At 61.4% G+C, this 23369-nt stretch carries 20 protein-coding genes; 14 read left to right on the top strand and 6 right to left on the bottom strand.

The features are described 5' to 3' along the window. Positions 1-89: 89 nt before the first annotated feature. From OIS50_RS03830 to OIS50_RS03815, 4 genes are all read left to right on the top strand, one after another. A complete protein-coding gene (locus tag OIS50_RS03830; protein WP_264693007.1) occupies positions 90-974 on the top strand; it encodes an SDR family NAD(P)-dependent oxidoreductase in 885 nt (294 codons plus the stop codon). 268 nt (positions 975-1242) lie between these two features. Continuing rightward, positions 1243-1503 (top strand): hypothetical protein, encoded by a 261-nt coding sequence (locus OIS50_RS03825; protein WP_264693006.1) that lies wholly within the window; start codon positions 1243-1245, stop codon positions 1501-1503. Between the two features lie 443 nt (positions 1504-1946). Further along, the gene (locus tag OIS50_RS03820) at positions 1947-2588 is read left to right on the top strand and encodes an AlbA family DNA-binding domain-containing protein (RefSeq protein ID WP_264693005.1); all 642 of its coding nucleotides are present in this window, start codon (positions 1947-1949) and stop codon (positions 2586-2588) included. 229 nt (positions 2589-2817) lie between these two features. Then, positions 2818-5814, top strand: coding sequence for a T9SS type A sorting domain-containing protein (locus OIS50_RS03815; RefSeq protein ID WP_264693004.1), 2997 nt, complete (start codon positions 2818-2820; stop codon positions 5812-5814). Positions 5815-5878: 64 nt separating this feature from the next. Here the strand turns inward: OIS50_RS03815 and OIS50_RS03810 are convergent, their stop codons facing one another. Beyond that, positions 5879-6301, bottom strand: a complete 423-nt coding sequence (locus OIS50_RS03810; protein ID WP_264693003.1) for a hypothetical protein — start codon at positions 6299-6301, stop codon at positions 5879-5881. Positions 6302-6656: 355 nt separating this feature from the next. Here OIS50_RS03810 and OIS50_RS20580 point away from each other — a divergent pair, with 355 nt between their 5' ends. After that, positions 6657-7172 carry a YkvA family protein gene (locus tag OIS50_RS20580; protein ID WP_413617039.1) on the top strand — a complete coding sequence of 172 codons (516 nt, stop codon included), beginning with the start codon at positions 6657-6659 and terminating at the stop codon, positions 7170-7172. Here OIS50_RS20580 and OIS50_RS03800 read toward each other — a convergent pair. Further along, positions 7123-7965 carry a DUF4184 family protein gene (locus OIS50_RS03800; RefSeq protein ID WP_264693002.1) on the bottom strand — a complete coding sequence of 281 codons (843 nt, stop codon included), beginning with the start codon at positions 7963-7965 and terminating at the stop codon, positions 7123-7125. The genes OIS50_RS20580 and OIS50_RS03800 overlap by 50 nt on opposite strands. 134 nt (positions 7966-8099) lie before the next feature. Here OIS50_RS03800 and OIS50_RS03795 point away from each other — a divergent pair, with 134 nt between their 5' ends. Together OIS50_RS03795 and OIS50_RS03790 are read left to right on the top strand one after the other, a co-directional pair. Beyond that, a complete protein-coding gene (locus OIS50_RS03795; RefSeq protein ID WP_264693001.1) occupies positions 8100-10379 on the top strand; it encodes a S46 family peptidase in 2280 nt (759 codons plus the stop codon). An 82-nt stretch (positions 10380-10461) separates the two neighbouring features. Then, on the top strand, positions 10462-11307 hold the full coding sequence (locus OIS50_RS03790) for a hypothetical protein (protein ID WP_264693000.1): 846 nt from the start codon (positions 10462-10464) through the stop codon (positions 11305-11307). A 77-nt stretch (positions 11308-11384) separates the two neighbouring features. Here the strand turns inward: OIS50_RS03790 and OIS50_RS03785 are convergent, their stop codons facing one another. Next, on the bottom strand, positions 11385-12818 hold the full coding sequence (locus tag OIS50_RS03785) for a metallophosphoesterase (RefSeq protein WP_264692999.1): 1434 nt from the start codon (positions 12816-12818) through the stop codon (positions 11385-11387). A 170-nt stretch (positions 12819-12988) separates the two neighbouring features. Here OIS50_RS03785 and OIS50_RS03780 point away from each other — a divergent pair, with 170 nt between their 5' ends. After that, the gene (locus OIS50_RS03780) at positions 12989-14284 is read left to right on the top strand and encodes a metal-dependent hydrolase family protein (protein WP_264692997.1); all 1296 of its coding nucleotides are present in this window, start codon (positions 12989-12991) and stop codon (positions 14282-14284) included. Positions 14285-14353: 69 nt separating this feature from the next. Further along, on the top strand, positions 14354-15202 hold the full coding sequence (locus OIS50_RS03775) for a hypothetical protein (RefSeq protein WP_264692996.1): 849 nt from the start codon (positions 14354-14356) through the stop codon (positions 15200-15202). A gap of 12 nt (positions 15203-15214) precedes the next feature. On the opposite strand, the gene OIS50_RS03770 is transcribed toward OIS50_RS03775, so the two are convergent. Beyond that, entirely contained in the window at positions 15215-15982 is a 768-nt protein-coding gene (locus OIS50_RS03770) for a glycosyltransferase family 2 protein (protein WP_264692995.1), read from the bottom strand. 112 nt (positions 15983-16094) lie between these two features. Between OIS50_RS03770 and OIS50_RS03765 the strand changes: the two genes are divergently transcribed. Both OIS50_RS03765 and OIS50_RS03760 read left to right on the top strand, forming a co-directional pair. Then, positions 16095-16394 (top strand): YciI family protein, encoded by a 300-nt coding sequence (locus OIS50_RS03765; protein ID WP_264692994.1) that lies wholly within the window; start codon positions 16095-16097, stop codon positions 16392-16394. Positions 16395-16459: 65 nt separating this feature from the next. Then, a complete protein-coding gene (locus OIS50_RS03760; RefSeq protein WP_264692993.1) occupies positions 16460-17332 on the top strand; it encodes a LysM peptidoglycan-binding domain-containing protein in 873 nt (290 codons plus the stop codon). Positions 17333-17569: 237 nt separating this feature from the next. Here OIS50_RS03760 and OIS50_RS03755 read toward each other — a convergent pair whose 3' ends face one another. Then, on the bottom strand, positions 17570-18442 hold the full coding sequence (locus tag OIS50_RS03755; protein WP_264692992.1) for an SDR family oxidoreductase: 873 nt from the start codon (positions 18440-18442) through the stop codon (positions 17570-17572). Positions 18443-18576: 134 nt separating this feature from the next. Between OIS50_RS03755 and OIS50_RS03750 the strand changes: the two genes are divergently transcribed. The 3 genes from OIS50_RS03750 (at position 18577) to OIS50_RS03740 (ending at position 21347) form a co-directional block, all read left to right on the top strand. Further along, positions 18577-19413 carry an SDR family oxidoreductase gene (locus tag OIS50_RS03750; protein WP_264692991.1) on the top strand — a complete coding sequence of 279 codons (837 nt, stop codon included), beginning with the start codon at positions 18577-18579 and terminating at the stop codon, positions 19411-19413. A gap of 57 nt (positions 19414-19470) precedes the next feature. After that, entirely contained in the window at positions 19471-20712 is a 1242-nt protein-coding gene (locus OIS50_RS03745) for a BaiN/RdsA family NAD(P)/FAD-dependent oxidoreductase (protein WP_264692990.1), read from the top strand. Between the two features lie 161 nt (positions 20713-20873). Beyond that, positions 20874-21347 carry a PA2169 family four-helix-bundle protein gene (locus OIS50_RS03740; RefSeq protein ID WP_264692989.1) on the top strand — a complete coding sequence of 158 codons (474 nt, stop codon included), beginning with the start codon at positions 20874-20876 and terminating at the stop codon, positions 21345-21347. Between the two features lie 122 nt (positions 21348-21469). Here the strand turns inward: OIS50_RS03740 and OIS50_RS03735 are convergent, their stop codons facing one another. Then, positions 21470-23368, bottom strand: coding sequence for a DEAD/DEAH box helicase (locus OIS50_RS03735; RefSeq protein WP_264692988.1), 1899 nt, complete (start codon positions 23366-23368; stop codon positions 21470-21472). Position 23369 lies beyond the last annotated feature (1 nt).

Genomic DNA, 23369 nt, shown 5'->3' with positions numbered 1-23369 from the left:
ACTGCAAATGCCGCTTCCGGTTACCGGAAGCGGCATTTTTGCGTATGCACCCAAGCCAGAGGCCTCCAGCTATTTCCGGCTTCTCCACCATGCCTACTACTACTGCCAAACGGCCGCTGCACGGCCGCACAATTTTACTCACGGGCGCATCGGCGGGCATTGGCCTTGCCGCCGCCAAACTCCTAGCCGCCCTAGGTGCGCACCTGCTGCTGGTGTGCCGCAACCAGGCCCGTGGCCAACAGGCCCTGGCCGAGGTGCAGGCCGCAGCCGCGCCCAACACGCCCGCCCCCGAGCTGTTGCTCTGCGACCTGGCCATACTGGCCGAGGTGCATCAGCTGTGCGATGAGATTCTGGACCGCTACCCCAAGCTCGATGTGCTGATTAACAACGCCGGCGTGTTGCCCGATAAGCTTATCGCAACCGACGAAGGCCACGAACTTTGCTGGGTTACCAACCACCTGGCTCCGTTTGTAATCACTAACCGTTTGCTGCCGCTGCTGGAGCAGGCCGGCGCTGGTGCCCGCATAATCACGGTGGCATCCGAGGCGCACTGGCTGGGCGAAATTGAAAGCACCATCGAGGCGCGCATCGACCCCAACCGCAGTAGCGCATTTACGGCTTATTGCGATTCGAAACTGGCTAATATTTTGTTTACCAAAGCACTGGCCGAGCGCTTGGAGCTCACCCCTATTACGGCCCACTGCTTACACCCCGGTTTGGTGCGTTCTAATTTGTGGTTGCACAGCTCGTGGTTAATGCGCGCCATGGTGTTGCTGGCGCTGCCGTTTGCCCGATCAAATGAAAAAGCAGCCGAAACAATTGTGTGCCTGGTAACCGAAACCGACCCGATGAAATTTAACGGTGCATACCTCAAAAATTGCCATCCGGCCCGGGTTTCGAGCAAGGCGGCAAGCCGCGCGGAGGCATTCCGGCTGTGGCGTATTTCGGCCGACGAAACGGGCGTTGGTGAATAAATATTCCGGTGCCAATAGCTGTATTACGAGCGTTTGCACCTAGGACAAGGCTATAAATACGGGCGGCAGGCTAGCAAAAACGGAGGAGTGCACCAAAGCCGAACTGCGGCCGAATTTCGCCTTTACCTCTGCACGTATTTCAAATTTACGCCGGCATGGTCAGGCATTATTTTGGTATTTCGCCAGAAAAAAAATACCTAGGCCGATACTTTATTTCTTTATTCTCGTTTCTTTGTTCAGAATTTGAACCATTAACCACTGATATAAAATGGCCGAACTAAACCTTCAGCACCTGCAGAAAGTATTGGAAGATGCGGGTCGCAACGAAAATTTGGTGCGGGAAATTCGTCGTGCTCACGGCAAGGTGCAATCTGCCCTGAACGAGCTGGCCGAATTGCTCGACCCTGCTTACGAGCCAACCCAGCGTAAGAAACCAGGCCGCAAACCCACCGCCGAAGGCGGGGAGGCCGGTGAAGGCCGCCGCCGCGGTCCGGGCCGTCCGCCCAAAAACGCTGCTAACAACGCATAAGCTTAGCACCGCTGATTTTGTAAGCCCAGTGGCCTAACGGCCGCTGGGCTTTTTTACTGCCTGATTTTTTACAGCGCCGCTTCAATTCGTAACAGCTTCCCCGAACAAGACTCTGCCATTTAAGCTTACAGCATATAAGCACGGTTGCGTATGGCCCGAACTGATTGTGAAATCCTTTCCTCCAATCATCACGCCCCTGCGAAAGGCAAACCAATGCACCTAATAATCTGCTCCCAAACCCTAACAGCCGGGAAGCTGTGCTTGATGCAAATGAAAGCGAAAACCTGAATTCCAAGGTGCTAAATCGAATATGACCTGCAGGATGTTTGGAAATTTTTCAGGCTCCCGACCTAGGCTACCGACTGGTAGGAAACTACTATGCTTGCAGCCTTTTTACCGAGTACTCGTATAGGTTAGATTTTTATGTAACTGCCTTTCGGAACATGGCATTTACGGCACAGCGGCTGCGCGAATTAATCGCACGCGGCGAGGGCGATACGCTCGAATTTAAAAAGCGCACTACGCACCCCACACGTATCTCGCGCACCCTGGCCTCGTTTGCCAATAGCCGGGGTGGCAGAATCCTGATTGGTGTGGAAGACAACGGCCGGATTGTGGGCGTGCGCGACGCCGAAGAAGAAATATATTTGCTTAGGCAGGCCGCGGAGCAATATGTAATGCCGCCGCTGCCATTTCGTGTGGAGGAAGTAGAAGACGACGAACGAATAATATTGGTGGTAACCGTAGCCGAAAGCCAACGCAAACCACACAAAGCACTAGTGGCCGACGACGATTGGCGGGGTTACGTACGGGTGGGGGCCGAAAGCGTGCAAACCAGCCAGCTCACGGAGAAGGTGCCAACCAACGAACAGCCCGAAAGCCGGTTCGAGAGAATACCGCTGAGCCGGCACGAAGAGGCAGCCCTGGATTACGTGCGGAAAAACCCGCGCATGACTCTGGATCAGTACACCAAGCTGATCAACGTTTCGAAGCGCCGCGCCCACCGCATGCTGATTAAGCTGGTGCTGCACGGCTACCTGCGCTACCACGACAAGGAAAAGGAACCCTACTACACAAAAGCGTAAGCAGCGCCGCAGCACGCGGAACTGCCCTAGGTAGATGGGCGAACCAGGAACAGAGCACCTGGCAAGCAAAGCGCCAGATGAGGGAGGTGTAGACAAATTTCTGCTGGCAGAATTTGGTAACATTCTGATAACATTGACTTTCTTGTAGGCGAGTACTTTTGCTTTCCACCACCACTTACGACATCTGTCGATGAAATCACCTTTACTTCTTGGTTTGTTAGGCGCCGGGATGCTCACGTTTGCATCGCCGCATGCTTGGGCACAGGTTACCCTAGGCACCAGCCCCTACATTCAAGACTTTAACGCGTTGGCCTCCGGCTTGCCCACGGGTTTTACCGTGCGCTCGGCCGCCACGGCTACTGCTCTTGGCACCACCCAAACGCTTACCACCACCCCTACGGAATGGAACTTCGCCACTTCCGTAGGCTTTAGAAACTACGCTTCGGCCACGGGCCTGACGGCAACCACCAGCACAGCCGATCAGGCCGCGGCTACCAACCGCGCCCTTGGCGTGCGCCAGACCAGCTCCACGGGATATGACCCCGGTTCGGCCTTTGTTTTCCAGGCCGCCAACACCACGGGCCGCTACGAGCTGCAGCTTAGCTTCAAGCTGCAGTCGCTCGATGCCAGCTCGCCGCGCACAACTACCTGGCGCGTCGACTACGCGGTAGGTGCCACTCCTACCTCCTTTACCGCCCTGCCTACTTCGGCCGTTACAGGCAACAGCACCTTCAGCAACACCACGGTTAACGTAGACTTCGGCAACGCCCTCGACGACAAGAACGAACCCGTATGGATTCGCATCGTGGCCTTGTCGGCTAGCGCGGGCTCGGGCAACCGCCCTACTTCGGCCATCGATGATTTTAACCTGTCGTGGAAAACTGCTTCGGATGCACGCCTGATCAGCAGCGTAACCGACCTAGGCTTCGGCACGCAGACCATCGGCGCAACGGGCAGCCAAACCTTTACCCTAGGTGGCGCCAACCTCACGGCCAATACCACCCTCACGGCTACGGGCCCTTACCAGCTTTCGAAGGACAACACCACGTTTGCCTCCTCGATTAGTTTTACGCCGGCCGAGCTGGCCACCAACCAAACCGTACACGTACGCTTTGCCCCAACGGCCGGCGGCCTGGCTACGGGCAGCATTGCCATTGCCAGCCAGGGCGCAGCCTCCAAAACGGTAAACCTGCGCGGCACCGGCTTCGACCCGGCAAATCCCACCTACTCGTTTAACGACTGCGGCACCAACCTGGCCGATGGCTGGACGCAGGTAAGCGTAACGGGCGCGCAGGTATGGGCCTGCACCGCGTTTGGCCGCGATGCTGCCGACGCTTCAGGCAAGGCCACATCGCCCAACGCCGTGCAAATCAACGGCTTTGCGGGCTCTGCGCAGACAAACGAAGACTGGCTGATTTCGCCGGCGCTCAATATTTCGTCGATGAATGTGCCGCTGCTCTCGTTCTGGTCGCGCACCCGTTTCAACGGGCCGGCCGTGCAGCTGCGGGTTTCAACGAATTACTCGGGCACCGGCTCCCCCACGGCTGCAGGCGTTACCTGGACGACCATTGACGTGGATTTGCCCGCCGCCAACTCCGATACCTGGACGCGCACCTCGAACGTAGACCTGAGCTCGTACAAAGCAAGCCCGGTATACGTAGCTTTCGTGTACACCTCGTCGGCAGCCAGCGGTGCCGCCCAGTGGACCGTAGACGACATTCAGGTTACGAACTCGAGCACCCCGGCTCCGGTAGCGGTGCGTGCCGTGCCCAGCCGCCTCAACTTCGACTATGTAAAGGAGAACGAGAAGGCTACGCGCAAGTTCCTGACCACCTCGCGCAACGTAACTGGCGACGTAACCATCACTTCGCCGAGCGCTGCTTTTAAGGTTTCGAAAGATGGCACCACCTTCAGCAACTCCGTAACCTTTACGGCGGCCGAAGCCCTGGCAGCCCCCAAGGAAGTAACGGTAGAGTTTGCCCCCACCGCGGCCAGCACCAACTATACCGCCTCGCTGAGCATTACTACCCCAGGTGCTACTGCCGTGCCGGTGGCGCTGGCCGGCAACACGTACGTGCCCAACGCTACGCTCGACGTAGTGAACTGGAACATTGAGTGGTTTGGCTCGACCGGCAACGGCCCCACCGACGAGGCCCTGCAGGAAACCAACGCCAGAAAAGTATTGACCGACCTGAACGCCGACGTGTATGGCCTGGCCGAAATTGTGGACACGGCTAAGCTAGGCGCCATTGTGCGGCAGCTGCCGGGTGGCTACCGCTATAGCGTATCCACGGGCGTATCGGGTTCGTCGTTCGGCTCGGCCCAGAAACTGGTATTCGTGTACCGCGCCACGTCGTTCAGCAACGCAACCTTCACTACTCTTTCTGCCTGCACCAGCTGCACCGACCCGAATAACTGGTCGACGAACTGGTCGACGGGCCGCGTGCCGTACATGATGGAGGCCGATGTGAAGCTGGTGAACGGCCAGACGCGCCGCGTTGCGTTCGTGCTGATTCATGCCAAGGCCAACGAAAGCAACGACGGCGGCGACTCGTACAACCGCCGCAAGGCCGGTGCCGAAGCGCTGAAGGCCGAGCTGGATGCCCGCTACGCCACCAGCAATGTGCTGATTATGGGCGACTTCAACGACGACCTCGACGTTACCATCGCCAACATTCCGAACGTAACGGCGTCGTCGTACCAGGCCTTTACGGCCGATGCTGCGCAGTACTCGGCCCTTACGCTGCCGCTGAGCCAGGCCGGCCTGAAATCGACGGTGGGCTTCAACGACGTGATTGACCACGTGGTGGTTTCGAACGAACTGAACACGCTTTACCTCGATGGTTCGGCGAACATTCGGACGGACATTGCCGGCACCATTGCCAACTACGGCAACACCACCTCCGACCACTACCCCATCCAGACGCGCTTTATCCTGGGTGCCAACGTGGTAACCAACAACAAGGCTGGCGTGGCCGCTGCCAAGCTGGGCCTCTACCCCAACCCGGTAAGCAAAACGGTGCGCGTAGAGGTGCCCGAGCGTGGCCAGCACCTGCAGCTGCAGGTACTCACCGCCGACGGCCGGGTAGCCATCAGCGCCAAGGGCTCGGTGGAGCAGCTCAACCAGCAGCTGAACCAGAAAGTAGGCAACCTGAACGCCGGTATGTACACCGTACGCATCGTGGGCGAGCAGCAAACCTACGTGGAGCGCTTCGTGAAGCAATAGCCCAGCACGCAGCCCGAATAAGAAAGCCCGGCCAGGTTGGCCGGGCTTTTTTTTGTGCGGCCGCCTAGGTGCCGGGGGGGTCTTCAATCACAAAGGAGCGGCCGGCATGTTCGCCTTCGAGGCGCAGCCAGTGCCGCTCGGCGGGGCGGCCGGTGGGCAGCCAACCCCGGCCCTGCTCCGTGAGGATAAGCAGCCCTTCGTCGGTACCCAGGGCGGCAAAATTGGGCAGCTTGGGCCCCCGGGCAAAATCGGGAATGCCGTACCGGGCAGCTAACTCGGCGGCCAGGGCCGGTACGTTGGCCGCCACAATACCCGCTTCGCTCAGCCCCAGAAACTGCTTGGCGCCAAAGGGCTCGGTGGTGGCATTGGGCAACTCGAAGCGGGCAATGCATTCGAGAATGTTGCCGGCCGGGTCGTGAAAGTAGAACGCCTGAGCGCGCCAGTTCGGGAAGTCGGCAATAGCCTCGCCGTGCACGAAGGGCAGCAAAGGCGTGCGGGCAGCCAGCCGTGCGCCGCAACCAGCTGGTTGTGCGGCACCGAAACGGCGAAGTGGTAAAAAGGCTCAGTACCCCCATCGGCCTGCCGAAACACCAGCCGCGAAAACCCTAGGTGCACCACCAGCTCGTGCGGCGTGGGCAGCTGCGCGGGCAGGCCCAGCACCTCGGCATAAAAATGCCGCTGCCGGGGCAAATCGGGGGCTAACAGGTGCAGGGTTTGCAGGAGCATGGCGGTTGGGGCTGGTGGCTGAATATGATACATTATCGGTGCGCCGCCCGCATGTGGGGCAACAACGCCTGCCCGGGCGTGTGCGTACACGGGGCACACTCAACTCATTTTTGCATATGTCTTCACTTGCTGATAAAGGCCTTCAGATTTCGAAAAACGCAATTTTTAGCTTGTTTATGAGCCGCGCCGGCAAGCTGCTGGGCAAGCCGTTTAAGGTGGTATTGGTGCTCAACGAAGTAGCCGATAAATTATCCAGCGCCGAAAGCAAAGACAACAAATTCAAGCAGTTGCTCGATGCCGGCCGTTCGCTGGTGCGCCTGGTGCAGGCCTACGTAAACGGCTCGTACCGGCAAATCGAAACCGGCACCATTGTATCGGGTTTGGCGGTGCTGCTCTACACGTTGTCGCCCATCGATTTGGTGCCCGACTTTATTCCGGTGCTGGGTTTCTTGGATGATTTGAGCCTGCTGAGCTGGTTTATCGGCAAGTTTCAGAGCGAAATCCGCCGTTTCCGCGAGTGGGAAGCTACTGGCGCTACCGCCACGGAAGCACCCGCTGCCGGTTTGCCTTTGGAAGCTTCGGCTACTTCGGCGCAGAATGCCGCGGCCGTTTCGGAGCTGGGCCACTCGTAGGCGCGGGCACCGGATGCCCTAGGTGCGGCTGGTACCGCCAACGGTACCAGCCGGCAAAGGCCAGCAGGCCCAGCCAAAAGGCCGTGCAGGTAGTAATGATGATGCGCAACGTAAACACGCGCAGCTCGGGGTAAGCCATCAGCGGCGCGGCGTGCGAGCGGGCGTAGAGCACGCCCGCGGCGGCAGCCGCAAGCACCAAACCAGCCAGCCATGCCCGCCGGTGCCGCAGCTTAGGCACCGCAATGCTGTGCGCGGGCTGCTGGCCTAGCCATTGCCGGGCCCACCACGCCAGCAAGGCCGCCCCCACCGCCGTGCTGAGCAGCTGCGCCAGCTTGTATACGGGCATGCTGCCAAACCCCGGGAACGGCAGCAACTGCTGAAACAAAGGCACGCGCTCGGCCACCCAGCCATCGACGTGCGTAAAGGCATCCCAGGCAATATGTGTAAGAGCACCTAGCAAAATGGCCGCGGCCACTTGCACCAGGCGCCGCCCCGGCCCAAACCGAAAGGGCTGATGCGCCACGTGCAGCGTGCGCGCCCGCACCCACGGCGGCAGCAACGCCACGGCCGCCAGCTTGGCTACCTCGTGCCACAGCCACAGCGCCGCCAGGCCCACGGGCAGGCAAAAAACGAACAGCCCCGGCAACGTGTGGCCGATGTTGCCGCTGGCTTTCAGCTGCATAAAGTAAATCAGATCGGGGCTGAGGCTGCCCACCACCAGGGCCGAGAGCGGCAAACGCACCCAACGCGCCAAGGGTACCACAGCGGCTGCATGACTGAAGGTGAAGGGCATAGCACAAGCAATTTGGTGCCACAACCAGGGCACCCAACCCCAACGTACGGCGTTTGCGGCCCTAGGTAGGGCAACGCGGGCTTTGGGCCGGGGCACCTACTTTTGCACCATCACTCACCTAAGGCTCCTGCTTAGTGGCAAAACGTTTCGTATCTGGTTCCTGGTTGCGCCGCCTGGCGGCGTTTTGGCTGTTGTTGTTGCCCGCCGCGGCCCGCGCCGACGAAGGCATGTGGCTGCCTATGCTGCTGAAGCAGCTTAACGAGGCCGACATGCAGCAAAAAGGGCTAAAGCTCTCGGCCGAAGATATTTACTCCGTCAACCGCGGCTCGCTGAAGGATGCCGTGGTGCAGTTTGGGGGCGGCTGCACCGGCGAAATCATCAGCAACGAAGGCCTGCTGCTCACCAACCACCACTGCGGCTACGGCCAGATTCAGCAGCACTCGTCGGTTGAGAAAGACTACCTCACCAACGGCTACTGGGCCATGTCGCGCGAGCAGGAGCTGCCCAACCCCGGCCTCACCGCCACTTTCATCGTGCGGATGGAGGACGTAACGGGGCCGATTTTGCAGGGCTTGCCGGCCAACATGCCCGAGGCCGAGCGCGAGCAGGCGGTGCAGCAGCGCAGCGCCCAGGTGGCGCACAAAGCCACCGAAGGCACGCACTACAAAGCCTTTGTGCGCCCCATGTTTGGCGGCGGCGAGTACTACTTGTTCGTAACGGAAGTATTTGAGGACGTGCGCCTCGTGGGGGCGCCGCCGAGCAGCATCGGCAAGTTTGGCGGCGACACCGACAACTGGATGTGGCCCCGCCACACCGGCGACTTCAGCATCTTCCGGATTTACGCCGGCCCCGACAACAAACCGGCCCCCTACTCGCCGCAGAACAAGCCCTTCCGGCCCCGCCACGCGCTGCCCATTTCGCTTAGCGGCGTACGACCCGGCGACTTTACGCTGGTGTTCGGCTTTCCGGGCCGTACCAACGAGTACCTCACCTCGTGGGGCGTTGATGAGGTCTATTCCGTATCGGACCCGGCGAGGGTGAAAATCCGCGACACGAAGCTGCGCCTGCTCGACCAGGACATGAAGGCCTCCGACAAGGTGCGCATTCAGTACGCGGCCAAGTACGCCTCGCTGGCCAACTACTGGAAAAAGTGGCAGGGCGAAATGCGCGGCCTGAAACGCCTCGATGCCGTGCGCCGCAAGCAGCAGCAGGAGCAGCAATTTGGCCAATGGGTGCAGCAAGGCGACGCTACGCGCCAAGCCGCCTACGGCCAGATCCTGAGCCAGCTGGAGCAACAGTACAAGTTGGCGCGGCCCTACGTGGTAGCCCGCGACTACGCCACCGAAGCCGCCCTGGGCATCGAACTGATTGCTTACGCTAACAGCCTGCAAAACCTCGTCGACCTGATCCAGGCCAAGGCCCCGCAAGCCGAGCTGCAGGCGGCCATCGAGAAGGCCCGCAAGGGCACCAGCAACTTCTTCCGGAACTACTCGGCCCCTACCGACCGCAAAGTGGCCGCTGCGCTGCTGCCGCTCTACGCCGAGGGCACGCCCACCGAGCTGCTGCCAGCTTACGTGAAGCAGCTGCGCGCGCAGCATACCTCGCCCGAGGCCTGGCAGCGTTACGTCGGCGCGTTGTTCGCCCGCAGCAAGCTGACCGCTGATTCCGACGCCCAACGCGTACTCGATGAGCTGGCCAAAGGCAATGCCGCCGCCTTGCTCACCGACCCCGCCTACCAGCTGGCCGCGCCCATTGTGGCTACGTACCGCCAGCAGGTGCTGCCCACCTACACCCAAACCCAGGACCAGATTACCCTGCTGCAGCGCACCTACATTGCCGGCTTGCGCCAGTGGCAGCCCGAGCGCAAGTTTTACCCCGATGCCAACTCCACCCTGCGCGTAGCCTACGGCCAGGTGGCCGGCTACCAACCCGCCGACGGCGTGCAGTACGAATACTACACCACCCTCGACGGCATCATGGAAAAAGCCGCCCCCCTGAACCCCGACTTTGAAGTGCCCAAGCGCCTGGCCGAGCTGTATCAGCAAAAAGACTACGGCCCCTACGCCGTAAATGGCACTGTGCCGGTGGCCTTTACGGCCACCAACCACACCACCGGCGGCAACAGCGGCTCGCCCGTCATCAACGGCCGCGGCGAGCTGATCGGCATCAACTTCGACCGCAACTGGGAGGGCACCATGTCGGACATCATGTACGACCCCGAGCGCGTGCGCAACATTACCTTGGATGTTCGCTACATGCTGTTCGTGGTGGATAAATACGCCGGAGCCTCGCACCTTATCAAGGAAATGAACCTGGTGGGCGGTGCCGACCAGAACCAGCCCGCCGAGGCCGGCTCCGACAAAAAAGCCAGGAAGCAGAAGGTGAAAGTTAAGCGCGAAAAAGCCACTTCCTGACTCTTGCTATACGAGTGACCACGACGCCCGCCGGAATACTTAACTTCCGGCGGGCGTCGATTTATACCCCCCCATTATTTGCATGAAGCATACTTTACTCCATGGCTGCTTGCTAACGGTGCTAGCGCAGTTTTCTGCCGAAGCCCAATCCCGCTTTGCTAAACAAGAAGAAGCCGTTCTGAAAGAAGGGCTTGCGCTTTACCAATCTGAACGCGCCTCGTGGGTTGCCACCGACTTGCTCGTGGCTCGGCAAACCGACATGTCAACCCTAGGTGGTTACATTACCTACGCCGACGGCGACTCTGTGCGCACCGTGTTCGTGGCCCGCGGAGCGGCCGCCGAACCACTGGCAGTCAGCCACGCCTTCAGCTTTCCGCGCAACTTCGAGATTACGCCAAGCTCCGGCCGAATATGCGCGGCGCGGCCAACCTCCGAGCGCGAACGGCGCTTGTTTGCCATTCGCAAGCAGGTGTTTGAAGAGTTGGTGCAGCCCACAAAGAGCAAAGCCTACACTTTTCCGGACCGAACCCGGCCTAATGTGATACTGCTCGACGATGGCCCCAAGCCGCGTGCTTACGTACTGGTTGGGCCGCAGGAAGAAGGCGTTTTGCCCATCGGCAACGATTTGCTAATGACGTTTTCGGCAAAGGGCCAGTTAGAAACGGTAGAGCGCCTGCACAACACGTACATCGCCATGCGCATGCCCGAAAAGGCGAAAACCGTTGAGGCCGCCATGCATTCGCATTTGCCCGCGCACCCCTACATCACCCCAACCGACATTTGCTCCCTGTTGCTCTACCGCAACACCTTGCCTGTTGACACCCATCTTGTGATTGGCCAGAAGTACGTTTCCATTTTCAATGTGGCCCAAAAACACGTGTTGATTATGGAAAAGAAGGCTTTCGACAAAATGATGGATAGCCGTTAATAGCGCGCTTGTTTCGCGCCTCTTAACCGCCTTTACTCCCTGCCGATGGCAACGGCCGTTCTTGTTGCCGAATTGTTTTACTGCTTCACCAGCCGCTGGCTCAGCACCTTGCCGTTGAGCAGCACGGTGGCCTGGTACAAGCCCTTGCTCAGCCCTGGCACCAGCTGCACGCGGTTGGCGCCGGGCTGCACCGCCCGGGCAGCCTGCCACACCACCCGCCCTAGGTTGTCGGTTAGGGTAATGGTGGCGGCAGCGGTGGTTTCGGCCAATATTTCCAGGGTTAGCTCTTCCTCGAAAGGATTTGGGTAGGTGCTCAGGGCCACGGCCATGGGGTCGAAGCGCACGGGCACGGGGCCAAAGTAGTTTTGTTTGCCGTCTTCGTCTTCCTGCCGCAAGCGGTAGTAGCGCATGTCGCTTTTGTTGGGCTCGGTGTCGCGGTAGGTGTAGTGCTGGGGCTGTTGCGTGGTACGGCCAGTAGCCGGCACAAACGCCAGCGTGCGGTAGGCGGTACCGTCGGTCGAGACTTCGATGCCGAAACCGCGGTTGCGCAGTTCGTTGGCCGTCGACCAGGCCAGTACGGCCTCGGAGCCGCGCCGCGTGGCCTGAAACGCGGTGAGCGTAACGGGCAGGGGCGCACCCACGCGCACCAGCGTGGCCGCGTCAATCTCAATGCCCGTGCGGGTTATAAATTTCATGCTCAGGGTATTGGCTGAGGCTTCCAGCAGCATGGCGCCGTAGTCGCCGGCGTACAACGCCTGCGTAAAGCTTTTTTTGGCCCCGATGCCGTACAGGCTTCGGCCGCCCAGGCCGTTCACGATGTACGTGAGGCCGTCCACCGTAAGCCGCTCGTAGTGGTGGTTGTGCCCGGCCATCACCAACGAAGCCCCCCACGCCTTAAACGGCCACTGCATGTACTCGATGTTGCCGTAGTGGCCCGAGGAGTACGGCGCGTGGTGAAAGTACACCACCTTCCAGGGCTTGTTTGAGGCGGCCAGTTGTTGCTTCAGCCACTGGGCCTGCACCGAGCTGCTGCTGGTGCCGTCCGGTTCGCTCGGGTCGCTGTTGACGACGAAGAAATGCAGGTTGCCGCGCGTAAACTCGTAGTACCGCTCGTTGCCGGGCAGGGAAAAAAAATCCCGGTAGGGTTTGCCGCTTTCGGTATACACATCGTGGTTGCCGATGCTCGGGAAAAAGCGGTTTTCGGCTTTGGGCGACGCCGCGCCGTAGGTTCCGGAGTACGGGTAGATGTAATCGTGGAAGTACTGGCCGATGTTCCGGTCGATGGTTTCCTTCGCTCCGAAATCGTAGTTGTTGTCGCCCGTCGTGATGATGAACTCGGGGTTCCAGGTTTTAATCAGCCCCGCTACCTGCTGCAAATTCGGCCCCTCGAAGCCGTAGTCGCCGATGCACGCAAAACGTTGGCCGCAACTGATGGGCGATGTAATCACCCAAAGCAACAAGGCCAACCCGGTGCCCCGGCAAAGGGGGCGCAAAGCGTGTGCATCGTCCATGATCCAGAGCGATAGGGTGCGCTGTATAAGTTATAATATTTTGATTATTTCTTATCCTTATCCACGAAGAACCAGCAAATAAATCCGTGCGCTATCAGTTTGCCCGAACCGGCATAACTTTCCGGGCCGGCTCCGCCACTGAAGCCTGCTGCTGAGTTCCGATCTGATTGATGACGCTTTTATCGCGCGTGGGTAAGCTGGCCCTGGCCGGTGCCCTGTTGTGGCGCAGCGGCCAGCTCGCTGCCCAAACGCCCGCCCCTGCCCCGGCTGCCATGCTGCTGCAACCGGCAGCCGTTTTCGATGGCGAAACGCTGCACCCCGGCTGGGCCGTGCTGGTTGAAGGCGACCGAATAAAGTCGGTGGGCCCGGCCAGCCAGCTGCAAGCTCCGGCGGCAGCGCGCACGGTGCCGCTGCCCGGCCTCACCTTGCTGCCTGGCCTGATCGAAGGGCACTCGCACCTGCTGCTGCACCCCTACAACGAAACCTCCTGGAACGACCAGGTGCTGCTCGAATCGCAGGCCCTGCGCGTGGCCCGCGCTACCGTGCACGCCCGCCAAACCTTGCAAGCCGGCTTTACCACCGCCCGCGACCTGGGCACCGAAGGCGCCGGGTACGCCGATGTGGGCCTGAAGCAAGCCATCGACCAGGGCCTGATACCCGGCCCTAGGTTGCTGATTGCCACCCGAGCCCTGGTGGCCACGGGTTGCTACGGCCCCAAGCTTTCGGCCGATGTGGAGGTGCCCCAAGGAGCGCAGGAAGTTAGCGGCGCCGATGAAATTGTGCGGGCCGTGCGCGAGCAAATCGGCAAGGGCGCCGACGTAGTAAAGGTGTATGCCGATTACCGCCTTTCGGCCGCCGGCCCTTCGGTACCCACGTTCTCGCAGGACGAGCTGAACCTGCTGGTAACCACGGCCCGCTCCCTGGGCCGGCCGGTGGTGGCGCACGCCTCCACGCCCGAGGGCATGCGCCGCGCCACGCTGGCCGGCGTCGAAACCATTGAGCACGGCGACGGCGGCACCGCCGAGGTGTTTAAGCTGATGCGGCAGCGCGGGGTAGCCTTATGCCCCACCGTAGCCGCCGGCGACGCCATTTCGCAGTACCGCGGGTGGCGCCGGGGCCAAAAGCCCGAGCCCGAGCGCATTGTGCAAAAGCGCCAGAGCATGCAAGCCGCCCGCAAAGCCGGCGTAACCCTGGCCATTGGCGGCGACGTAGGCGTATTTACCCACGGCGACAACGTGCGCGAGCTGGAGTTGCTGGTGCAAGAGTTTGGCTTGACGCCGTTGGAGGTGCTGCGCGGTGCTACCAGCGGCAACGCCCGGCTGTTTCACCTGCCCGATAGGGGCCGCGTGGCGCCCAACCTGCTGGCCGACCTGGTAGCCGTGCAAGGCGACCCCACCACCGATGTGCAGGCCCTAAGGCACGTGCAATGGGTGATGAAGGGCGGCGCCGTATACCGGCAGCCCTAGGTGCGGCCGGCCGCTCAGCCACAAGGCAGCCGTTTACGTACCGCGCTTTAGCCAACCACCTGTTGCCTTATGCTACTGTTTCGCCCTTTGTTTTCGGGTTTCATGGCCCTGGCGGGCTTGCTCGTTCCTGCCCACGTGGGTTTACCTCCCGATGCCGAAGCGGCGCGTCAGCAAGCACTGCGCGATGGGCTGGCGCTTTACGAGGTAGAGCGGGCCTCCTGGGTTTCGGATGACGTGCTGCGCGCGCAGCCCAGCCTGCCGCTGCAGCCCGTCACGTTTCTCTCCTACGCCACGCCCGATTCGGTGCGCACGGTGTTTATCGGCGTGGTGGCCAACCAGCCCACGGTGGTGCTGCAAGTAAGCTACGGCAAGGGCCAGCTGCAGCCCAGCCAGGCCCGGGTGCAGCCAACCGGCCGCCCCCTGGCCGACAACGAGGAAAAGCTGTTTCTCATTCAGCAAGACGTACTTAAGCGCCAGCGCAAGCTCACCGGGGGCCAAAGCCCCGCCGGCACCACCTACAACGTATCGGTAATCGAGCAAGGCACCACCTACAAAGCCTACCTGCTGCTGGGCGCCACCACCGCCGGCGTGGTGCCCCTAGGTGCCGATTGGTGCCTTACCTACGGGCCCGATGGCAAGCTGCAGCGCACCCAGCGGCTGCACCAAAGCTACGTGCCCATTACGCCGCCGCCCGCCGGCACCACCGTGCAAGCCAGCGTGCACACGCACCTGCCCGGCTACCCCGCCCTGATTACCCCCACCGACATTTGCACCTTGCTGCTCTACCGCGAGGCACTGCCCCCGTCGCACAGCCGGCACGTGGTGCTGGGTGCCGAGCTGGCTTCGGTGTTCGAGCTGAACACCCAGGAGCTGCGCGTGCTGCCGCGCCGGGAGTTCGAAAGCAGCCTCGCGCACTAAGTGCCCTAGGTGCTACTGCGGCGCCGCCACGCCCAGGGCCTTCAGCGGCGCGGCGTACTTATCGTAAATCACCTGCAGATCGGCGCCGTGGCGGGCCGCATCAACCCCGATGCTCACGTTGGAGCGATGGAAGCGATGCAGGTGGCTGATGTGCGGGCACAACACGGGCAGGTGCCCCGCCAGCAGGAAGCGCACGTACAGGTCCAGGTCTTCGGCCATGCGCAGCTGCTCGTCGTAGCCGCCCACCTCGCGGTACAGCGCGTGGCTAAAGCACACGTTGCCCTGAATGAAGTGCTCGGCCTTGAAAATGGCGCGCAGCATGTCGGCGGGCGTATCGAAGCGCCAGGTGTAATAATCCTCGCCGGGCATGTAGCGCCGCTCCTCATCAACCCGCAGAAAATCGGCCACAAACCACTGCTTGCCCGGGTGGGCGCCCATTTGGGCCCCGTAGTGGTAGAGTGTGCGCTGCAGCAGGAGGTCGTCGTCGTCGAGGGGCACCAACCAGCTCTCGGGTTGGGCATGGCCGATGAGCAGGTGCCGCGCTGCGCCGGGCGCCATAGGCTCGGGGCCGGCGTGCTGCCAGCTCCGGATGGGCGGGCCCTCCCAGCCGGTGGCTTCGTTCAGAAAACCGGCGGTATCGTCGGCGCAGGCGTTGTCGAGGATGAGGTGCTCGTAGCTGGCCTCGGGCAGCGGGGCCAGCACGCTGGCGCGCACGCTCTGCACGGCTTCGGGCAGGTAGGCGGCGCGGTTGTGCGTTGGGGTGATGATAGCAAAATGCATAGTGCCCGCTTGTTCGGCTGCTGACGAAAAAAGTTACCTCCCGGGCTCAATTAGCCCAACTTTCCCCTTCGCAGCGGCGTTTAGGCGGCAAGGCTCCGTTGCCGTTCTACCCATGAGCATGTACGTAGTGTCGTTGCGCTTACCCGACTACTTCGACGAGGAATTCGTTGCCTTAATCCCGCGCCATCGGGCATTCATCAACAGCCTCATCGAAGACAACGTGGTGGTGTCGTACGCCATCAGCGCCGATCGTTCGCGCGGCTGGGTTACCATGCAAGGGCCCAACGCCGAAAGCGTGCGGGCCGTGGTAGAGCAGTTTCCGCTGTACCGGTTTCTGAAGCACGTCGAAATCGACGAGTTGTTTGTGTTCGACAGCTCGGCTTCGCGCCTGCCCAAAATCAGCCTTAATTAGCCGATATCCGCTTCGGGGCCGCTGCGCCCTTGCGCTCCACCCGCTGTTTACCTTGCCGTTACCTTATGTTGTTTTCGCTGAACTGGCTCCCGGTTGTGGTTTCGCTCCTTGCTCCTGCTGCCCCTGCGGCTGCCGATGCCCGGGCACCTGGGAACACCGCCGCCGAGGCACCTTCCGTCGATAACCTGCTCTCGCGCTTGTCAGCGGCCATCAGCCGGCTGCAAACCCTGCGCTGCACCGTGAAAGCCAGCGAGCGGCACGACGGCGCTTACCAGCAGGCCCTCACGCAAATGAAGGTAAGCAGCTCGCCGCTGCGCGTGTATTTGCGCACCAACAAGGGCATTGAGGTGCTGTGGGTGCAAGGCCAGAACGACGGCGACGCCTGGGTGTACCCCAACAAGTTTCCGTACGTAACGCTCAGCCTCGACCCCAACGGCTCGCTGATGCGCCGCACGCAGCACCATTCGGTAACCGATGCCGGCTACGGCACCATTGCCGACCTCATCCGGATGGCCCCGCAACGCTCCGAGGCCTACCGCCGCTCGTTCCGCTACGCCGGCGACACCACCGTGCAGGGCCGCCTGTGCTACCTGCTGCGCTCCGATTTTCCGCAGTTCCGCTACATCAGCCACAAAACTACCGCCGGCGAAACCGTGGGCAAAATTGCCGAGCGCTACGGCTGCGGCGAGTACCGCATTGCCGAGCGCAACAACGTAGACTACACCTCGCCGCTGCCCGCGGGCCGCGTGCTGCAAGTGCCCAACGCCTACGGCCGCCGCACCATTTTGTGCGTGGAGCAAAAAAGCATGCTGCCGCTGGCCGTGGCCGTGTGGGACGACAAAGGCCTGTTTGAGTCGTTCGAGTTTTCGCAGGTAGTGGCCAACCAGCCCATCGCCGCCGCCGAGTTCACGAAGGATTACAAAGGCTACAAGTTTTAACGGCCGCTCCCCTAGCTGTCATTGCGAGCCAAGCGAAGCAATCCGTCCTGGTCAGGGTACAACCTGTTACTTAGTACCAACCGAAAACCGCACCGCCCGAATTCTGGAATCAGGATTCGGGCGGTGCGGTTTTTTAGCGCGGATGATTTTCCGGTTGCTGCCTGCTGAACGGTGGTGCCGCGAGAGGAAGGATTGCTTCGCTTGGCTCGCAATGATACCGGACAGGGTGGTGGCAGTTTAGCGGCGCATGGTTTTCTCGATCTGGTCCCACATCTGCGGGGTTAGCAGCTCCAGCTTGTTGAACTCGCCGGCGCCGTTCAGCCACTCGCCGCCGTCGATGGTGATGACTTCGCCGTTGACGTACGCTGCAAAATCGGACACCAGGTAAGCAGCCAGATTGGCCAGCTCCTGATGCTCGCCTACGCGCTTAAGCGGCACCGACGCAGCCGGATCGAGCTTGGAGGCCAGCGGCTCGGGGAAGAGGCGGCTCCAGGCGCCTTCCGTCGGGAACGGGCCGGGGGCAATGGCCACCGAGCGAATGCCGTACTTGGCCCACTCCACCGCCAGCGAGCGGGTAATGGCCAGTACGCCTGCTTTGGCCGCCGCCGAGGGCACCACGTATGCCGAACCCACCGAGGCATAAGTAGTTACGATGTTCAGAATGGTACCAGCCTGCTGCTGCGCAATCCAATGCTTGCCGATGGCCAGGGTGCAATTGTAGGTGCCCTTCAGCACAATATCCACGATGACATCGAAGGCCTTGTGGGTAAGGCGCTCGGTGGGGCTGATGAAGTTGCCGGCGGCGTTGTTGACCAGCACATCCACGCGGCCGAATTCCTCCACGGTGCGCGCAATCATGGCCTCCACTTCGTCGTACTTGCGCACATCGCACTGCACGGCCAGCACTTTGCCATGCGTTTTTTCGCGCAGCTCGTTGGCGGTGGTTTCCAGCACATCGAGTTTGCGCGAGCTGATGACTACGTTGGCCCCGAGCTGCAGGAAATACGTCGTCATGGCCCGGCCCAAGCCGGTGCCGCCGCCGGTTACAATGATGGTTTTTCCTTCGAGGGCGCCGTCGCGCAGCATGGGTTGGGCGTAGGGTGAGGGCATGGTGAAATACGTTGGGGTGGCAAATGCAATGCTGCAAGAAAGGCAATTGCCGGGTTTTGTATGCATGCCGCCTAGTTTTCCGCCGAAAATCCTGCTAGGCTACTCGCGCCCTAGGTTGTTACTTGCCGCTGCTTATGAACACGAACTCCATTGCCGTGCTCGGCTGCGGCTGGTTGGGCCTGCCCCTGGGCAGCGCTCTGGCCCAGACGGGCTACCCGGTTGCCGGCAGCACCACCACGCCCGAAAAACTTGCCAGCCTGAAAGCCAGCGGCATACAACCGCACCTGCTGCGCCTGAGCCCCGATACCCGGCCCAGCGAAATAGCCCCGTTGCTGGCCGGTGCGCAGGTGCTGGTGCTGAATGTACCGCCCTCGCGCACCGCCCCCTCCGCCGACCGCGCCGCGTACACGGCGGCCCTGGCGCCCGTAGTAGTAGCCCTAGGTGCATCTTCGGTAAAGCACGTGGTATTCGTCAGCTCAACCGGCGTGTACCCCGACGAGCCTCGCCCCATGACAGAAGCCGACGCCCTGGCCACTCCCGATGCGGAAAGCCACCTGCTCCGGGCCGAAGCGCTATTTCAGGAGGCTGGCCAGGCATGGCAAACCACCGTGCTGCGCTTGGGTGGCCTAATGGGCCCGGGCCGTGCGCCGGGTCGCTTTCTGGCCGCTCGTACCGATGTGCCCCAGCCCAACGCCCCCGTCAACATGCTGCACCTGGCCGATGCCGTGGGCGTAATCATGGCGGTGATCGGGCAAAACACCTGGGGTGCCACCCTGAATGTTTGCGCCCCCGAGCACCCCTCGCGCCTGGCTTTCTACAGCGCAGCGGCTACGCACCTAGGGCTGCATCCGCCCGTATTCAGCCCCGGCGACGAGCGCAGCGGCAAACGCATCGACACCACGCTGCTGCAGCAAACCCTGCCCTACTCGTTTCGGCACCCCGAGCCCATTGCGGCCCTGAACTTTTGCTGACGCCCGGGGCTTAACATGCCTCCTAACCAAACCTAGGTCAGGCGTACCTTTGCACTCGTGAAAAATTCTTTTGCTGCCGATGTAGCCGTGCTGGGGGGCGGTGCGGCCGGCTTTTTTGGGGCCATTGCCTGCGCCGAAGCCAACCCTGCCCTCAACGTAATACTGCTCGAAAAAACCACCAAGCTGCTGAGCAAGGTGCGGGTTTCGGGCGGCGGGCGCTGCAACGTAACGCACCACTGCTTTTCGCCGGCGCAGCTGGTGCAGTTTTACCCGCGGGGCGGCAAGCACCTCAAAGAGCCGTTCAAGCAGTTTGGCGCCCAGGACACGGTGCAGTGGTTTGAGCGCCGCGGCGTACGGTTGAAGACCGAACCCGACGGCCGCATGTTCCCCGTCACCGATTCGTCGGAAACCGTGGCGCGGTGCCTCGAGCAAGCCGCCCAGCGGGCCGGGGTGCGCGTGCTCACCGGCACGGCCGCCGAGCGCATCGAGCCGCTCGCGGGCGGCGGCTTCTGCTTGCATTTAAGTGGCAACCAGGAGCTGCGCGTGCAAAGGTTGCTGGTAGCCACCGGCGGCAACGCCAAGTCGGCGGCCTATGATTGGCTGCGGCACCTAGGGCACAGCATTTGCGAGCCGGTGCCGTCGTTGTTCACCTTCAACGTGCCCAACTCGCCGCTTAAGGAGCTGATGGGCGTAAGCGTGCCGCATGCGCGCGTGCTGCTGGCCGGCGAAAAGCTCGAATACGAAGGCCCGCTGCTGGTTACGCACTGGGGCGTGAGCGGCCCGTCGGTGCTGAAATTGTCGGCTTGGGGCGCGCGCCGCCTGCACGAGCTGCAGTACACCGGCACGGCCTTGGTTAGCTGGGTGCCCACCTACACCGAGGAAAGCATGCGCCAGTGGCTGCAAACGTTCCGCACCGAAAACGGCAAAAAAATAGTAGCGGCCAACCCGTTGTTCGGCTTGCCCCAACGCCTGTGGCGCACCCTGGTGGAGCAGGCCGGCATCGGGGCTGAAGTGCGCTGGAGCGAATTGGCGGGCAAGCTGCAAAACCGTTTGCTGGAGCTGCTGCTGCGTACCCCGCTGCAGGTGCGCGGCAAAACCACCTTTAAAGAGGAATTTGTGACGTGCGGCGGCGTGCCCCTAGGTGAAATAGACCTGAAAACGATGGAGAGCCGCCAGGTGCCCGGCCTGTACTTTGCCGGCGAGGTGCTCGACATCGACGGCATCACCGGGGGTTTCAACTTTCAGGCCGCCTGGACAACCGGGTACCTCGCGGGCCGTGCCATGGCCGCAACCACCTAGGGTTCAGCCACCGGCGGCCAGAACGACTCACAACCCGCTGATCAACAGAACTTCCTGCAAGCCACAGTAGCCGCAGCCCAGGGCCAAAGCGCAACCTTAGGCGCACGGGGTCAGTAGAGAGATACTCCCGCATCTGCTCTAACCCTAACATCCCAAACATCATGGCTACTGACAACCAAAACAGCGCCCTCCACAGCGTTCTGAACGAACTAGTTGAAACCCTGAAAGACGGTGAGCGTGGCTATTCCGAAGCCCTTACCGATGTTAAAGATCAGGACCTGAAGCAGGTATTCAAGCAATACGCCGTGCAGCGCGACAGCTACCTCACGGAGCTGGAAAACGCCATGCACAACCTGAACATGCGCCCCGCCGAAGCCAAGGAAGGCAAGCTCGACTCGGTGGTTGGCACCGCGCACCGCGCCTGGATCAACATTAAATCGGTAGTAACCGGCAACGACCGCAAAGCCATTCTGGACGAATGCGAGCGTGGCGAGGACTACGCCGTAAAGGCCTTCCAGAAAGCCGTTCAGTCGGAAAGCCTGCCCCACGAAATCAAGTCGATTGTTGAAAAGCAATACAACGGCATCAAGCAGGCCCACGATCAAATTCGCAGCCTGCGCGACTCGTCGAAGTAATGCGCTAAAGCTTCATCGGGCTTTATGGCAGCTCGAATCTGCCCGTTGTAATTAAAAGCCCGATAAACAGAAAGGCCGCCTCAGCTGAGGCGGCCTTTCTGTTTTATACGTCTAAACTTGGACTAGTCGTCGAAGCCTTCGCTACGGTCGCGACGCGGGCGGTAGCCGCCCTCGTTGTCGCGGCGGCCGCGGTAGCCACCGCCCCCGCCGAAACCACCCTCGCGGCGCTGGCCGCCGCCGTAGCCGCCCTCGCGACGCTGACCACCGCCGTAACCACCACGGTTACCGCCGTAGCCGCCTTCGCGGTTGCCGCCCCCAAAACCGCCTTCGCGGCGCTGGTAGCCGCCTTCGCGGTTGCCGCCAAAGCCACCTACGCCACCCGAACGACGCGGACGACGCTCGTCGCCGCCTTCGGCTGCTGCGGCACCGGCTTCGCGCTGGGTAGCCAGGCTAAACGATACCGGACGCCCGTACAGCGAGGTGCGGCCCAGTTGCTCAATTACGTCGTTGGCGTCTTCGGTGGGTACTTCCACGAAGCTGAACTTGTCGTACAGCTCGATGTCGCCCACGCGGCCCGGGGCAATGTTCGACGAGGATACGATCAGGTCAACGAGGTCGCGCGGATGCAAGCGGTCCTTCTTGCCCATCGTCACGAACAGGCGGGTGTAACCCTCGCGCGGCGTGCCCTTCTGGCGGTCGGCCTCCAGGCCTTTTTCGGCCTGCTTGCTTTCCTTCATCACCATCTTCAGCAAGGCAGCGGCAATGTCGAGCGACGTTACTTCTTCCTCCTGATCGATCAGGCGCTGCACGCGGCCGATGTATTTCTCGAGGTTGCCCTTTTCGATAACTTCCTTGATCTGACCTAGGAGAACGGTGGTTTTCACCTCCGATACGTCCTCGAACGACGGGATGCGCTCCTGCTTGATCTGCGCTTTGGTGAAGCGCATGATGTCGCGGAGCTTGTAAATGTCGCGGCCGCTCACGAAGGTGAAAGCTTTGCCCGATTTACCAGCGCGGCCCGTACGGCCGATGCGGTGCACGTAGTATTCCTCGTCGGTGGGCAGGTCGTAGTTTACTACCGCCTCTACGTTGTCCACGTCGATGCCGCGGGCAGCTACGTCGGTAGCCACCAGGATTTCGAGCGTGCCTTTGCGGAATTTGTCGAGGGTGTTCTGGCGGGCCTGCTGGCTCATGTCGCCGTGCAAACCATCGGCAAAGTAGCCGCGGGCCTGCAGGTCGCTCACGATGTCGTCGACCATGCGCTTGGTGTTAGCAAACACAATCACCGACTTCAGGCTGTACATGTCGATTACGCGCGACAGTACGTCCTTTTTCTGCGGACCACGCACCTCGTAGTATGCCTGCTCGATGTTCGAAACAGTCATCTCCTGGTGGTTCACCTTCACGATCTGGGGCTCGCGCTGGTACTTGCGCGTCAGATCCATGATGGGCTTGCTCATCGTGGCCGAGAAGAACACCGTCTGGCGTTGCTCGGGCATCTGGCTCAGCACCGTCTCGATGTCGTCGCGGAAGCCCATGTCGAGCATTTCGTCGGCCTCATCGAGGATGATCATTTTGCAGTTGTCCAGCTTCAGGGTGCCACGCTCCAGGTGGTCCATCACGCGGCCGGGGGTACCGATTACGATCTGCACGCCACGCTCCAGGGCCTTAAACTGACGGTCGTACGACGAGCCGCCGTAAATCGGCACTACGGAGAGGCCGCGCTTGTATTTGCCCAGCTTCTGGATTTCGCCCGAAACCTGCACGGCCAGTTCGCGCGTGGGGCAGAGCACCAACGCCTGTACTTCGCGCGAGTTCAGGTCGAGCGCTTCGATTGCCGGAATGCTGAACGCAGCCGTCTTGCCGGTGCCTGTTTGGGCCTGGCCAATAACGTCTTTGCCTTCGAGCAGTACCGGAATGGCGGCGGTTTGAATGGGCGAGGCTTCCTCAAAGCCCATTTCGGTAATAGCACGCTGCAGCTCTTCCGAGAGCTGTAGCTCTTCAAATTTTACTTTCTCCATG

The sequence above is a fragment of the Hymenobacter sp. YIM 151858-1 genome, from assembly GCF_025979705.1.
Taxonomy (GTDB): Bacteria; Bacteroidota; Bacteroidia; order Cytophagales; family Hymenobacteraceae; genus Solirubrum.
Note: the sequence above shows the minus strand (reverse complement) of the source record. Positions and strands in the feature narration are given on the sequence as shown.

Bases quoted from the DNA above. Each gene is read 5' to 3' on its own strand.
- OIS50_RS03830 (WP_264693007.1), top strand. From the start codon at position 90: ATGCCTACTACTACTGCCAAACGGCCGCTGCACGGCCGCACAATTTTA.
- OIS50_RS03825 (WP_264693006.1), top strand. From the start codon at position 1,243: ATGGCCGAACTAAACCTTCAGCACCTGCAGAAAGTATTGGAAGATGCG.
- OIS50_RS03820 (WP_264693005.1), top strand. From the start codon at position 1,947: ATGGCATTTACGGCACAGCGGCTGCGCGAATTAATCGCACGCGGCGAG.
- OIS50_RS03815 (WP_264693004.1), top strand. From the start codon at position 2,818: ATGCTCACGTTTGCATCGCCGCATGCTTGGGCACAGGTTACCCTAGGC.
- OIS50_RS20580 (WP_413617039.1), top strand. From the start codon at position 6,657: ATGTCTTCACTTGCTGATAAAGGCCTTCAGATTTCGAAAAACGCAATT.
- OIS50_RS03800 (WP_264693002.1), bottom strand. From the start codon at position 7,965: ATGCCCTTCACCTTCAGTCATGCAGCCGCTGTGGTACCCTTGGCGCGT.
- OIS50_RS03790 (WP_264693000.1), top strand. From the start codon at position 10,462: ATGAAGCATACTTTACTCCATGGCTGCTTGCTAACGGTGCTAGCGCAG.
- OIS50_RS03785 (WP_264692999.1), bottom strand. From the start codon at position 12,818: ATGGACGATGCACACGCTTTGCGCCCCCTTTGCCGGGGCACCGGGTTG.
- OIS50_RS03780 (WP_264692997.1), top strand. From the start codon at position 12,989: ATGACGCTTTTATCGCGCGTGGGTAAGCTGGCCCTGGCCGGTGCCCTG.
- OIS50_RS03775 (WP_264692996.1), top strand. From the start codon at position 14,354: ATGCTACTGTTTCGCCCTTTGTTTTCGGGTTTCATGGCCCTGGCGGGC.
- OIS50_RS03770 (WP_264692995.1), bottom strand. From the start codon at position 15,982: ATGCATTTTGCTATCATCACCCCAACGCACAACCGCGCCGCCTACCTG.
- OIS50_RS03765 (WP_264692994.1), top strand. From the start codon at position 16,095: ATGAGCATGTACGTAGTGTCGTTGCGCTTACCCGACTACTTCGACGAG.
- OIS50_RS03760 (WP_264692993.1), top strand. From the start codon at position 16,460: ATGTTGTTTTCGCTGAACTGGCTCCCGGTTGTGGTTTCGCTCCTTGCT.
- OIS50_RS03755 (WP_264692992.1), bottom strand. From the start codon at position 18,442: ATGCCCTCACCCTACGCCCAACCCATGCTGCGCGACGGCGCCCTCGAA.
- OIS50_RS03750 (WP_264692991.1), top strand. From the start codon at position 18,577: ATGAACACGAACTCCATTGCCGTGCTCGGCTGCGGCTGGTTGGGCCTG.
- OIS50_RS03740 (WP_264692989.1), top strand. From the start codon at position 20,874: ATGGCTACTGACAACCAAAACAGCGCCCTCCACAGCGTTCTGAACGAA.
- OIS50_RS03735 (WP_264692988.1), bottom strand. From the start codon at position 23,368: ATGGAGAAAGTAAAATTTGAAGAGCTACAGCTCTCGGAAGAGCTGCAG.